Source organism: Luteimonas granuli (genome assembly GCF_007795095.1).
In the GTDB taxonomy this organism is placed as follows: domain Bacteria; phylum Pseudomonadota; class Gammaproteobacteria; order Xanthomonadales; family Xanthomonadaceae; genus Luteimonas; species Luteimonas granuli.
The window spans coordinates 1,794,086-1,807,792 of the sequence record NZ_CP042218.1 but is presented as its reverse complement, the minus strand read 5'-3'; the positions used below and the strand labels follow the sequence as shown (position 1 = coordinate 1,807,792).

At 72.2% G+C, this 13,707-nt stretch carries 6 protein-coding genes and 2 pseudogenes; 3 read left to right on the top strand and 5 right to left on the bottom strand.

Translation table 11 applies throughout. The features are described from left to right. Positions 1-8: 8 nt before the first annotated feature. A pseudogene (gene rhlB / locus FPZ22_RS08280) lies at positions 9-1,794 on the bottom strand (ATP-dependent RNA helicase RhlB). A 206-nt stretch (positions 1,795-2,000) separates the two neighbouring features. On the opposite strand from rhlB, the gene trxA reads away from it, so the two are divergent. Together trxA and rho are read left to right on the top strand one after the other, a co-directional pair. Further along, positions 2,001-2,327: a thioredoxin gene (trxA, locus tag FPZ22_RS08275; RefSeq protein ID WP_144892045.1), complete on the top strand. Its 327-nt coding sequence runs from the start codon at positions 2,001-2,003 to the stop codon at positions 2,325-2,327. A 159-nt stretch (positions 2,328-2,486) separates the two neighbouring features. Beyond that, positions 2,487-4,245, top strand: a pseudogene (gene rho, locus FPZ22_RS08270) (transcription termination factor Rho). Between the two features lie 693 nt (positions 4,246-4,938). On the opposite strand, the gene FPZ22_RS08265 reads toward rho, so the two are convergent. From FPZ22_RS08265 to FPZ22_RS08250, 4 genes are all read right to left on the bottom strand, one after another. Continuing rightward, positions 4,939-8,208 (bottom strand): ankyrin repeat domain-containing protein, encoded by a 3,270-nt coding sequence (locus FPZ22_RS08265; RefSeq protein ID WP_144892043.1) that lies wholly within the window; start codon positions 8,206-8,208, stop codon positions 4,939-4,941. Further along, entirely contained in the window at positions 8,201-8,473 is a 273-nt protein-coding gene (locus FPZ22_RS08260) for a YcgL domain-containing protein (RefSeq protein WP_144892041.1), read from the bottom strand. Before FPZ22_RS08260 ends, FPZ22_RS08265 begins: the two co-directional genes overlap by 8 nt. Positions 8,474-8,581: 108 nt before the next feature. Beyond that, positions 8,582-9,595 carry a cytochrome d ubiquinol oxidase subunit II gene (cydB, locus tag FPZ22_RS08255; protein ID WP_144892039.1) on the bottom strand — a complete coding sequence of 338 codons (1,014 nt, stop codon included), beginning with the start codon at positions 9,593-9,595 and terminating at the stop codon, positions 8,582-8,584. Further along, positions 9,595-11,004: a cytochrome ubiquinol oxidase subunit I gene (locus FPZ22_RS08250; protein WP_144892037.1), complete on the bottom strand. Its 1,410-nt coding sequence runs from the start codon at positions 11,002-11,004 to the stop codon at positions 9,595-9,597. Before FPZ22_RS08250 ends, cydB begins: the two co-directional genes overlap by 1 nt. Before the next feature lie 167 nt (positions 11,005-11,171). Between FPZ22_RS08250 and FPZ22_RS08245 the strand changes: the two genes are divergently transcribed. After that, positions 11,172-13,559, top strand: coding sequence for a S9 family peptidase (locus tag FPZ22_RS08245; protein ID WP_144892035.1), 2,388 nt, complete (start codon positions 11,172-11,174; stop codon positions 13,557-13,559). Positions 13,560-13,707 lie beyond the last annotated feature (148 nt).

Sequence of the window (13,707 nt, the reverse complement as noted above, 5' to 3'; positions counted from 1 at the left end):
TGCGCGCGTCAGTGCTGCGAACGCGGCGCCCGGGTGACCAGCTTGCGCAGGCCCTGGCCGATGCGGCCGAGGAGCGAGGGCGCGGCCGGCTGTGCGGGAGCGGCGGCCTGGCCCGCGGGCTGCGGCTTCGGCGAACGCGGCTGGCGCGGAGGACGGGCCTGTTCGACGGTGGTCGCGGACGAAGCCGCCTGCTGGCCTTCCTGCGCCTGTTGTCCGTCGCCGTCGACACGGCGTCCGCTGCGGCGGCGACGGCGCTTGCGCGGCGCACGCTCGCTTTCCGCGCCCGGTGCGGACGCACCCGCGGCAGCGGCGGCCCGGGCGGCCGCCGGCGGAGCCGCGACATCGGCCGGGGCGACTGCGCCTTCGGCGGCACCGGTGCTCGTGGCAGCCTCGCCTTCGGCGCGGGGCGGGCGCGGCTTGCGCGGGCGACGCTCGCGGCGGTCCTCGCCGGAACCTTCGCCGCGCGGACCGCGCGAATGCCCGCCGCCATCGCGGCGGCCACCGCCACGGCGGGCCTCGTCGGCGGCGCGCTGCTCGCGCGCCTCGCGGAAGATCTCGCTGACGCTCTCGCCCTCGGCGGCCTCGAGCTCGACGCCTTCGCGCGGCTTGCGCGGCAGCGCCGTCAGCAGCTCGGCGGACACCGGCTCGGAGGGGATCTTCTGCTCGATGAAGGCCTCGATGTCCGGCAGGCCGATGGCGTAGCGCTCGCAGGCGAAGCTGATCGCATCGCCCTCCTCGCCCAGGCGCGCGGTGCGGCCGATGCGGTGGACGTAGTCCTCGGCGTCGAAGGGCAGGTCGTAGTTGTAGACGTACTTCACGCCGTCGATGTGCAGGCCGCGGGCGGCGACGTCGGTGGCGACCAGGATCTCGAGCTGGCCGGCCTGGAACTTCTTCAGCAGGCTCTCGCGCTTCTTCTGCGGCACGTCGCCCGACAGCACGCCGACGCGGTAGCCCGCACGCTCCAGCGCGCGCGCCACGCGCTCGACGAACACCTTGGTGTTGACGAACACCATGGTGCGGGCACCCTCGCCGCGCGACAGCAGGCCGAGCAGCAGCGGCAGCTTCTCCTCGTCGGAGGGGTAGTAGAGCTTCTGGCGCACGCGCGCGGCGGTGATGGTCTCGGTCTCGACCACCAGCTTCTGCGGCTCGTTCATGTGCTCGTAGGGCGAGCTCCAGCACGCGATGGCTGAGCGTGGCCGAGAACAGCAGGGTCTGGCGCTCGGTTCGCACCGGCATGCGCCGCAGCAGGAAGCGGATGTCCTTGATGAAGCCGAGGTCGAACATGCGGTCGGCCTCGTCCAGCACGCAGACCTCGCAGGCATGCAGGGACACGACCTTGTGCTGCTTGACGTAGTCGATCAGACGGCCCGGGGTGGCGATGATGACGTCCACGCCCTCCTGCAGCAGCTGGCGCTGCTTGTCGTAGTCGACGCCGCCGTAGACCAGGGCGAAGCGCAGACCCAGCTCCGGGCCGAACTTCATCGCGTCCTTGTGGATCTGGATGGCGAGCTCGCGGGTGGGCGCCAGGATCAGCGCGCGCGGATCCTCGGGCTTGCGCTCGGCCAGCGCCGGGCGGGTCAGGAGGCGGTTCACCACCGCCACCAGGAAGGCCAGCGTCTTGCCGGTGCCGGTCTGGGCCTGCCCGGCCACGTCGCCGCCGGGCAGCGCGACGGGCAGGGTCAGCGCCTGGATCGGCGTGAGGCGCGTGAATCCGGCGGCCTCGAGGCCGGCCTGGAGCCGCGGGTGCAGGTCGAAGGAAGAGAAGGTGACGTCGGTCAGTGGCTTGTCGGTCATGCGTCGGAAGTCTGCGCGGCGGGGCGCGCTTGCGTGGAAGGCGGCAGCCGATCAGACTGCCGTAGGAGAATGCGCGGCGGCGTGCCCCCTCCGACGGGGCCGCCACTTGAACCTGGCCGCGAACCGCCCAAGTTTAGCAGCTACCGCGGCCGCGAGCCGCCCCGCAGGCCGGGGCCGGGCAGGCCGCCCCCACGCAGGAGACCCCCGTGAGCCAAGCCGTCATCCACGCCAGCGACGCCGATTTCGACGCCACCGTCCTCGCCTCGAGCGAGCCGGTCCTGGTCGATTTCTGGGCGCCCTGGTGCGGTCCGTGCAAGATGATCGCCCCCGCCCTGGACGAACTCGCCTCCGAGTACGCCGGCCGCGCCAAGGTGGTGAAGGTCGACGTGGACAGGAACCAGGCCACCGCCCTGAAATACCACGTGCGCTCGATCCCGATGCTCCTGCTGTTCAAGGACGGCCAGGTCCAGGCCACCCAGATCGGCGCCGTCGGCAAGCCGGTCCTTGCGCAGATGATCGACAAGGCCCTCTGAGGGCCGCCGCCCCCTCCCGGCTTGCCGTCGCAGGCCGGGAGTGCTAGTTTCCGCGGTACCCCGGCGCGCGATCGCGATGCCGCACCTTCTGCAACACCCCACCCAGCCCATCCCGCACGCCGCCCGCACAGGGCGCTCGCAGCAAGCGAGGTTCCGCACTTGTCAGACAATCCTTCCGATTCCGGCGACACCGCCGCGAAGCGCGTGCGCAAGCCGCGCGCGACCAAGGCCGCCGCCACTCCGGCCGACGCCCCGACCCAGTCCTCCGTGTCCTCCGCGCCCGCCGCACAGCCCGTCCAGGCCGAGCTGCCGGTCGTGGCCGCGAAGGCGCCTCCGGCGCCCGCTCCGGCTCCGGCTGCGCCCCCCTGCGCCGGCCGCGATCCCGGCCTCCGCCCCCGCGCCCCAGGGCGATGCGGACGCATCCTCCGGCGGCGGTGAGCGCCAGCAGGGCCACGAGAGCGGCCAGCGCCAGCAGCATGGCGGCCAGCAACAGCCTGGCGGCCAGCAGCAACAGGGCCAGGGCGGCCGCCGCGAGCGTTTCAAGAACCGCCGCGACCGCCAGCGTGGCGATCGTCCCCGCGACGATGGCCTGCCCACCGAGAACAACGACCAGGCCAACCGCCTGCCGCCGCCGAACATCCCCGAGGGCTTCCCGCAGTACTCGCTGTCCGACCTCAAGCGCATGCCCGCGCACAAGCTGCTGGAGATCGCCGAGCAGCTGGGCATCCACGAGGGCGTTGCCCGCGCCCGCAAGCAGGACGTGATCTTCGCCCTGCTCAAGGTGCTGACCCGCCACGGCGAGGGCGTCGTCGCCGACGGCGTGCTCGAGATCCTGCCCGACGGCTTCGGCTTCCTGCGCGCGGCCGAGGCGAGCTACCTCGCCGGCCCGGACGACACCTACATCTCGCCCAGCCAGATCCGCCGCTTCAACCTGCGCACCGGCGACCACCTCTCCGGCCGCATCCGCTGGCCGAAGGACGGCGAGCGCTACTTCGCGCTCAACGTCGTCGACACCATCAACGGCGAGCCGCTGGAAGCGTCGAAGAACAAGGTGCTGTTCGAGAACCTGACGCCGCTGTTCCCGCGCAAGAAGTTCAAGCTCGAGCGCGGGGACGGCTCCAGCGAGGACATCGCCGGCCGCATCCTCGATCTCATGGCGCCGCAGGGCAAGGGCCAGCGCTCGCTGATCGTCTCGCCGCCCAAGGCGGGCAAGACGATCATGATGCAGCAGATCGCCAGCGCCATCACCTACAACCATCCCGACGTGCACCTCATCGTGCTGCTCATCGACGAGCGGCCCGAGGAAGTGACCGAGATGCAGCGCACCGTGCGCGGCGAAGTCATCAGCTCGACCTTCGACGAGCCGGCCGCGCGCCACGTGCAGGTCGCGGAGATGGTGATCGAGCGCGCCAAGCGCCTGGTCGAGCACAAGAAGGACGTGGTGATCCTGCTCGACTCCATCACCCGCCTGGCACGCGCCTACAACAACGTCCTTCCTTCCAGCGGCAAGGTCCTGACCGGCGGCGTCGACGCCAACGCGCTGCATCGCCCGAAGCGCTTCTTCGGCGCGGCGCGCAACGTCGAGGAAGGCGGTTCGCTGACCATCATCGCCACCGCCCTGGTCGACACCGGCAGCGCGATGGACAAGGTGATCTACGAGGAATTCAAGGGCACCGGCAACTCCGAGGTGCACCTGGACCGCCGCATCACCGAGAAGCGCGTCTATCCGGCGATCAACGTCAACCAGTCCGGTACGCGCCGCGAGGACTACCTGATCGAGCCGGAGCTGCTGCAGAAGATCTGGATCCTGCGGAAGCTGCTGCATCCGATGGACGAGATCGCGGCGATGGAATTCCTGCTGGACAAGATGAAGACCACCAAGTCCAACGACGAGTTCTTCGCTTCGATGAAGCGCTGAGCCGGCCCGGCCTGGAGGAAACGCCCCGCACCGCGGGGCGTTTTTTTGGTTCTTCTCCCAAGTGAGGGGCGCTCCGTCGAGGTTCGCGCCGCCCGCCGCGGAGGCCGGGGCCGCCGCTCCAGTGAGCTGGTCGCAGCCCACCGCGGAGGCCGGGGGGATGCCCAGCCGGAAGCGTGCGCGTCCTGCTACCGAATCCGGCCGCCGGCCATCCATGGCCGGCTCTGGGCATCCCCCCGGCCTCCGCAGCGGGCCCGATCTCTGGTCGCGGTCTGGAGGAGAGCAAGGGCAACAGCAACGGCGACGGCGACGCGACGTCGAGACAAGGTCGATGTCGAGGTCGATGCCGAAGACGGTTCGGTCGCCATGGCAGGAGCCGCTCGGCGAGCGCGTGACCGCTCTTGCTCTTGCTCGTGATTTCCGTTCCGAAGCCCGAGAGCGCTGGAGCCCGTCCCGCGTGCAGGGGGTGTGCGGACAGCCGGCCATGGATGGCCGGCGGCCGGCAGTGGTAGCAGGACGCGGAGACTGCCGGGGGAGCACACCCCCTGCACGCGGGACGGGCAGCGCGGAGTCACAGCGGAGCAACCGGGACGCGACACCATCGCCCCGGAGTTGGGAGAAGAACCTTTTTTGGCCCTTCTTCCACCCGCGGTCCTTCCGCGGAAGCTCATCGGCCGCGGTGGACGCGGCCGCGGCTCAGCCGCGATCGCGCAGGAACCGCGCCATGGAAACGCCGGTCGGCGCCGGCGCGAACTCGGCGGCCACGTCGATGAAACCTCGCATCACCGCGACTTCGCGCGGCGTGCGGTTGAGGGCATCGCGCAGCTCGGGGTCGCAGCCGGCGCGGAGCAGGTGCCGGGCGAGGCGCAGCAGGCCGTGCAGCGCGGTCAGGTGCAGCGGACCGAAGCCGCGCGGATCCTGGGCGTCGAGACGCGTGTGCTCGTCCAGCAGCCGATCGACCGCGGCCAGCACCACGTCCTCGTCGCAGGCGGTGCCCGGCTCGGCGCGCGCGCCCAGCAGCAGCAGCAGCGGGGTCACGCCGCCGGCGGCCGCGGCGTCGGCTTCGGCGCCGGCCAGCAGCAGGGTGTCGAACAGCGCCAGCAGACGCGGGCGGTCGCGCGCGGTGAAGCCATGGAGCGCGGCGCAGTGCAGCGGCGTCAGGCCCTGCGCGTCCGTGGCCTGGATGTTGGCGCCCGCGGTGAGCAGGCGCGCGCAGATGTCCGGCAGGCCGAGCGCGGCGGCCAGCATCAGCACGGTCACTTCGCCCGGCAGGCGGTGTTCGAGCGGGACCCGGGCGGCGAGCAGGCGCTCGACGATGGCCCCGTGGCGCATGCTCACCGCGGCCGACAGCGGGGTGGCGCCGGTATCCGCGGCGCGCTGCGGGTCGGCGCCCCGCTCAAGCAGCAGCTCCAGGACCTCGGCGTGGCCACCGCCGGCCGCGCGCAGCAGGGCGGTACAGCCCTTCTCGTCGGCGGCATCGACGGGGAACCCGAGATCCAGCAGGCGCTTCACCGCGCCGGCATCTCCGGCCATCGCCGCTGCCGGCAGGTCGCTGGCCTCGAGAAGGCGTCGCGGCAGCGTCCAGCCGCGCCAGTCCAGCCAGTCGGCGAGATCGCGGCGGCCGGCGGACAGCGCCACGCCGAGCGGCGTCTGACCGTCGGCGGCGCGCACGTCCGGCGAGGCGCCGCCCTTGACCAGCAGCCTCAGTGCCGGTTCGCGGGCCAGGGCCGCCGCCAGATGCAGGGCGGTCATTCCGTGGGCGTCGCGGCGGTCGAGGTCGACGCCGTCGGCCACCAGACGCTCGAGCAGACGCATCCAGCCCAGGCGGACGGCGAGCGCCGCCGGGGGATCGCCGGCCGGCGACGTGGCGGAGGCATCGGCGCCGCGCTCGACGAGTTCCAGCGCGAACTGCTCCAGCCCTCGCGCGGCCCGGTCCTCGCGCACGCAGGCGTCGAGGAAGCGTGCCAGGCCGCCTGCACCCGCGGGCGAGGCACCGCCGCGGAGCAGGGCCTGGGCGGCCGGCACCGCCGCGGCGCCGCGGTCGAGCAGCCGCAGCAGCGCGGTGTCCTGGCCCTCGGCGCGCGCCTCGGGATCGGCGCCGTTGAGCAGCAGCCATTCGATCCGCGCCGGCGCGGGCGCGGTGGCGCCATCCAGCAGCAGGCCGCCGAGCTCGGCCGGAGTCAGCAGTCGGGCCAGCGGCTCGAGGCCTTCGAGATCGCCCTCGGCCAGACGCCCGCGCAACACCTCCAGCGGCGGGCGATCGGGCGGCAGCGTGCTGTCGCCGCCCAGCACGCTGGCCGGCAGCGGATGCGCGGGATCGAGCGCGGCCACCATCGCCCAGCGCCCGGCCGCGGCGGCATGGTCGACCGGGCGCTTGTCTTCGCCGTCGGCGAGGCCGGCATCGACTCCGAGCTCCAGCAGACGCTCGGCCAGCGCGGCCGTGCCGGAGTCGCAGAGGGCGACGAGGTGCAGGGCGTTGCGACCGTCACCATCGATCGCGTGCACGTCGGCGACGCCGGCGAGCAGGTCCAGCGCCGCGGCGTGGCCGCCGGCCGCGGATTCGTGCAGCGGACTGCGGCCGCGGGCGTCGCGGGCGTCGGCGTCGGCGCGGGCGGCAAGCAGGGCGGCGATGATCCCGGCATGGCCGGCCAGTGCGGCCTCGTGCAGGGCGCTGCGTCCGCGGGCGTCGCGTGCGTCCACCCTGGCCTTGTGCCTGAGCAGCAGCTCGACGCCGGCGACGTCGTCGTCCTCGCCGCCGGCCGCGGCCAGCAGCGGCGGCGAGCCGCCCGCGGGCTCGGCGCGCGCGCCGCGCTCGAGCAGGAATTTCGCAAGGCGCCAGTTGCCGCAGCCGCAGGCGATGCCCAGCGGGGTGACACCTTCGGCATTGCGCGCATCGATCTCGGCGGCGGCATCGCGCAGCAGGGCGGCAACGCCGGGATCGGAGCTGCGCGCGGCGTGATGCAACGGCGTGTTGCCTTCGCGGTCGGCGACGCGGGGGTCGGCGCCGTTGGCGAGCAGGGTCATCACCGCCTCGGGGCGGCCGTGCCAGCTGTCGCGGGTCGCCGCGAGCAGCGGCGTCAGGCCGGCATGGGCCTGGTTCAGGTCCACGCCGCGCGCGATCAGGGCGCGCAGCAGGCGCAGATCGGGCAGCACCGCGGCCAGCACCGCCAGCGCGCGCTGGTCGCGGTCTGCCGGGTCGGGCAGTGCGTGCGGGTCGACGCCGGCATCAAGCAGGGCCAGGGCACGCTCGACGCGGCCACCGCGGGCGGCGGCGTACAGCGCCGCGACCGGGTCCACGCCATCGCCGTCCTCCGCCGCCGTCGGCTGCGCCGGCTCCGGCATGTCCACCACCTGCAGTCCGGTCGCAGGCAGCGGCGTGCGCGCCACGACCAGGTGCAGCAGCGGCCAGGCCACCGCCGCGATCGCGGCCAGCGGCCAGCGCGCGACGCCGTCCAGCAGGCCCGGCCAGGCCAGGACCAGCCCCAGACCGAGCACCACCGCCAGGGCCAGCGCGGCGCCGAGGCCGCGCCAGCTCCAGCCCTCGTATCCGTCCAGCGCCTGCCAGTGGCCGGACAGCCCGCGACCGCCCTCGCCCTCCGCCATCGCCCACAGCGGCCACAACCGCCACAGCGCGATCACGCCGAGGCCGGTGCCGGCGCTGAGCGCGAGCACCGCGCCCGACGAGGCGCCCCGACTCTGCAGCAGGGCCGAAAGCGGCCAGGCCGCCAGCAGCGCCGTGGCCGTCATGGCCAGGGCCCACAGCAGCAGCACTGCCAGCAGGTCCCGGCGCAGGGCGGTGCCGGCAGGAAACCCGCCACCGCGCAGGCCACGCAGGCCGAGCGCGAATGCCGGCTGCGCCAGCCAGGCGGCAACCGCGGCGCCTTCGGGGACCGCGCCGGCAAGGAACGCAAGCGCGACGCCGCCGGAGAACAGCAGCCAGGACTTCATTGCGTCGGGCTCAGGCATCCGTACCCCAGTCGCCGGTGAGCGGATCGGCGTCGGCGCGCGGCGGCATCTGCAGATGGAAGCCGCGGCTCACGAGGTTGGCGCGGACGACATCCGCATCCTCGCGCGCCAGTCGGCGACCGGGCACCAGCGCGACCTCGAGCACGAAGCGCAGTTCCCCGAGTCCGGCGCGGACCGGGTCCGGGATGCGGCCGAAATCTTCGCGGCCGGCAAGATAGACGTAGGTATCGGCCTTTTTCAGGCTCTTGTAGACGAAGGCTTGCATCTGCAGATCCGGCGGGCGGGCGCACGCGTCCCGGGGAAGCATAAAGCAAGCGCGCGGCTGCGCTCCGCGGACACGGCTGCATGCGATCGCGCGCGGGTGGATTGCGCGTCAGTGATAGCCGGCGTCGGCCCGCACCTTGCCGCGGAACACCGAGTACGACCACGCCGTGTAGCCGAGGACGATCGGCAGCAGGATGGCGAGGCCGACCAGGGTGAAGCCCTGGCTCGAAGGCGGCGAGGACGCGTCCCAGATGCTGAGCGACGGCGGGATGATGTTGGGCCAGATGCCGATCACCAGGCCGGCGTAGCCGAGCACGAAGAAGCTCAGCGTCAACAGGAATGGCCGGGCATCGCGACCTTCCTCCATCGCCGCGCGCCACAGCATGAACGCGTTCAGCAGCGCGAGCAGCGGCACCGGCGCCAGCCACCAGAAGTTCCCGCCCTCGAACCAGCGCGCCATGATCCGCGAGTCCAGGAAGGGCAGCCAGGCGCTGACCAGGCCCATCGACATCACCGCCACCAGCACCAGCGGCCGGGTGGTGGTGCGCGCCACCTGCTGCAGCCTGCCTTCCGTCTTCAGGATCAGCCAGCCGGCGCCCAGCAGCGCGTAGCCGCACATCACGGATGCGCCCGTCAGCATCGAGAACGGGCTGAACCAGGCGAAGGCGCCGCCGAGGTACCGGCCCTCCTCCAGCGGCATGCCCTCGACCAGGGCGCCGAGGATCACGCCCTGGGAGAACGACGCCACCATCGAGCCCACGGCGAAGGCGCCGCCCCAGAACCGCTTGCCCCTGCGCGCCTTGAACCGGAACTCGAAGGCCACCCCGCGGAAGATCAGCGCGACCAGCATGGCCAGCACCGGCAGGTACAGCGCCGACAGCAGGATCGCATAGGCCCTGGGGAAGGCCGCCAGCAGCCCGGTGCCGCCCAGCACCAGCCAGGTCTCGTTGCCGTCCCAGATCGGCGCGGCGGTGTTCATCATGGTGTCGAGCTGTCCCTCGTCCTCGGCGAAGGGCGCGAGCACGCCCAGGCCGAGCACGAAGCCGTCGAGCAGGACGTACATCAGCACGCCGAAGCCGATCACGAAATACCAGGCCACCGGCAGCCAGGTCGCGGTGTCCATCAGGGACCCTCCGAGCGCGCGTGTCCGGGTTCGCCCACCGACAGGGGGCGCGCGGGCGTCTTCTCGCCGCCCTCGGTGCGTGGCGGCTCCTCGAAGGGCTGCGGGCCCCTGCGGACCAGGCCCAGCAGATACCAGCTGCCGGCGCCGAAGATCACCGCGTAGGCCGCGGCGTAGGTCAGCAGCGAGGACATGACCGCGGCGGCGGTGATGTTGGGGCTGACCGCCTCGCTGGTGCGCATCAGCCCGTAGACCACCCAGGGCTGGCGGCCGATCTCGACCACGTACCAGCCCGCGAGCAGGGCCACGAAGCCGGCCGGACTGAGCAGGCGCCAGCCGTCGAGCAGCCACTTCGATCCGAACAGCCGGCCGCGCCGCCAGGCCCAGGCCGATGCCAGCGCCAGAAGCAGCATCAGCACGCCGAGCCCGACCATGATCCGGAAGCCCCAGAACACCGGCGCGACCGGCGGCCGTTCGCTCGGGGGCACCGTGTCCAGCGCGTCGAATTCGCCGTCCCAGCTGTGGGTCAGGATCAGGCTGCCGAGGCGGGGCACGGCGATCTCGTAGCGGTTGCTCTCGCCGGCCTCGTCCGGCCAGCCGAACAGGACCAGGGGCACGCCGGCACCGGGCTCGCCCGCCGTCCAGTGCCCTTCCATCGCCGCCAGCTTCACCGGCTGGTGGTCGCGGACGTTGAGTCCGTGCAGGTCGCCGACCAGCACCTGCAGCGGCAGCGCGATGGCGGCGAAGGCCACCGCCAGCGCCAGCATCGTCCGGCCCTGCTCCAGGTGCACGCCCCGGCGCAGGTACCAGGCGCCGACACCCCCGATCACGAAACAGGTGGTGATGAAGGCGGCCAGCACCATGTGCACCAGCCGGTAAGGGAACGAGGGATTGAAGATCACCGCCAGCCAGTCGACCGGCACGAACATGCCGTCGACGATCTCGTGCCCCTGCGGCGTCTGCATCCAGCTGTTGGCGGCCAGGATCCAGAAGGTCGAGAACAGCGTGCCCAGCGCGACCATGCAGGTCGAGAGGAAGTGCAGCTTCGGCGACACCCGGTTCCAGCCGAACAGCATCACGCCCAGGAAGCTGGCCTCGAGGAAGAACGCGGTCAGCACCTCGTAGGAGAGCAGCGGGCCGAGGATCGCGCCGGCGCGGTCCGACAGCACCGCCCAGTTGGTGCCGAACTGGAAGCTCATCACGATGCCGCTGACCACGCCCATGCCGAAGCTGATGGCGAAGATCCGCAGCCAGAAAAAGTAGAGGTCGCGCCACTTGCCGTCCTGCGTGCGCAGCCAGCGCCACTCGAGGAAGGCCAGCCAGTGCGCCAGGCCGATGGTGAAGGCCGGGAACAGGATGTGGAAGGTGATCACGAAGCCGAACTGGATCCGCGACAGCAGCAGGGCGTCCACGCCGTTCTCCGCGGCGGTGACGGGCGCCGCGCGCCTCCGCATTCTGCGCGGCCGCGCCGCGCGCCGCGTTCAGGTCGCGTGAAGCCGGCCCATGACCACCGGCCCACAGCCCCCGCGCGCGCGACTGATAGGCTGGCGCGTCGACCGACCCTGGGGATCTCCGCACCATGCGCCATCGCTCCGCCCTCGTCCTCCTTCCGCTGTCGCTGCTGCTCGCCATCGCGCCCGCCTCCACGGCCCTGGCCCAGCCGGCACAGGTCCTGGACCTGCACCGGGTCATGGCCGACCCGGACTGGATCGGGGCGCCGGTGGAGCGCGCGTGGTGGTCCTGGGACGGCGCCACCGCCTACTACACGGCCAAGCGCGCCGGCAGCAACGTGCGCGACACCTTCGCCCAGCCGATCGAAGGCGGCGCGGCGAGCCTGCTGGACGGTGCGGCGCGCGGTCGCATGGACGCTGGCGATCCGGTCTACGACGCGACCCGCGCGCGCATGGCCTTCCTGCGCAACGGCGACGTCTTCGTCCGCGACCTGCGGAGCGGCGTCCTGACCCAGCTGACCCGCACCGAGGCCGGCGAATCGCAGCTGCAGTGGGGGCGCGAGGGCGCGCTGTCCTGGCGCAGCGGCAACGACTGGTTCCGCTGGACCGCCGCGACCGGCGCCGGCCAGGCCGCGAGCCTGAAGGCGGAGGACGCGCCGGGCACGCCGCCGAAGGCGGATGCGCTGCGCGAGCGCCAGCTTCGCTACATCCAGACCCTGCGCACGGAGCGCGAGCGCCGCGAGGAGATGCGCCTCCAGGCCGAGGCCTGGCGCAGCGCCGACCCCAGCCGGCCGCCGGCGCCGGCCTACCTGGGCAAGGACGTGGAGATCCAGGGCAGCGCGCTGTCACCGGACGGCCGCTGGCTGTTCGCCGTCACCCAGGCCAAGGGCGATTCCGGCCAGGCGGGGAAGATGCCGAAGTACGTCACCGAATCCGGCTACGAGGAATTCGAGGACGTGCGCACCCGGGTCGGCCGCAACGACCCGGCACCGCAGTCGTTCTGGCTGGTCTCGGTGGCCGACGGCACGGTGCGCGAACTGAAGACCGATCCGTTGCCGGGAATCGCCTCCGATCCGCTGTCGGCGCTGCGCAAGGCCGCCGGCAAGGACGCGCTCAAGGGCAACCGTCCCGTGCGCATCGAGGGCTGGGGCGGTGATGTCTCGACCGGCGCGCGCTGGAGCGATGACGGCCGCGGCCTGGCGCTGATGCTGCATTCGGTGGACAACAAGGATCGCTGGCTCGCGACCGTCGACCTGGCCGGCGCGACGCTGCAGCCGGTCCATCGCCTCACCGACGAGGCCTGGATCAACTGGAGCTTCAACGAGTTCGGCTGGCTGCCGGACGGTCGCACGCTCTGGTTCCTTTCCGAGGAATCGGGCTGGTCGCACCTGTACACCTCGGCCGGCGGCCGCGCCCGCGCGCTGACCTCGGGCCGCTGGGAGGCGTCGATGCCGGTGCTGGCCGCGGACGGCCGGAGCTTCCTGTTCCTCTGCAACCGTGCACGCCCGGGCGACTACGAGGTCTGCCATGTCGACACCGGCGGTGGCGAGGTGCGCGAGCTGACCGCGCTCGACGGCGTCGAGGACTTCGTGGCCTCGCCCGACGGCGGCAGGCTGCTGGTGCGCCACTCCTCAAGCTACATGCCGCCGCAGCTGTCGGTGGTCGACGCCGCGGGCGGCCGAGCGCGCCAGCTCACCGACACCCGTACGACGGAGTTCAAGGCCTACGACTGGCTGCAGCCGGAGACCGTGCAGGTGCCCTCGAAGCACGGCGCCGGCACCATCTGGGGCAAGTACTACGGCCCCGCGACGAGGGAGCCGGGCCGCACCTATCCGATCGTGCTGTTCGTGCACGGCGCCGGCTACCTGCAGAACGTCAGCGACCGCTATCCGAACTATTTCCGCGAGCAGATGTTCCACAACCTGCTGGTGCAGCAGGGCTACATCGTGCTGGACCTCGACTTCCGCGCGTCGGAAGGCTACGGCCGCGACTGGCGCACGGCGATCTACCGCCAGATGGGCCATCCCGAGCTCGAGGACTATCTCGACGGCATCGACTGGCTGGTGGCCAACCGCCAGGGCGACCGCGAGCGCGTGGGCATCTACGGCGGCAGCTACGGCGGCTTCATGAGCTTCATGGCCATGTTCCGCGAGCCGGAGAAGTTCCACGCCGGCGCCGCACTGCGCCCGGTCACCGACTGGTCGCAGTACAACCACGGCTACACGTCGAACATCCTCAACACGCCGGAGCTCGATCCCGAGGCCTATGCGAAGTCCTCGCCGATGGAATACGCCGAAGGCCTGCAGGGCCACCTGCTGATCGCGCACGGCATGATCGACGACAACGTGTTCTACCGCGACTCGGTCATGCTGGCGCAGCGTCTGATCGAGCTGCGCAAGGACAAGTGGGAGCTGGCGAGCTATCCGATGGAGCGGCACGGCTACGTGCACTCCGACTCGTGGTACGACCAGTACCGGCGGATCTTCGAACTCTTCGAGCGCGCGCTGAAGCCCTGAAACCCGCACCTCGCCAACACCTGTAGGAGCCGCTACAGCGGCGACCGCCGACGCGACGACGCATGACCACGGTCCGTGGCGATTCCGGTCGCCGCTGTAGCTCCTACGGGGTGCGTCCGGGGTGCGGACCGGTCTCCGCTGGCGTCCT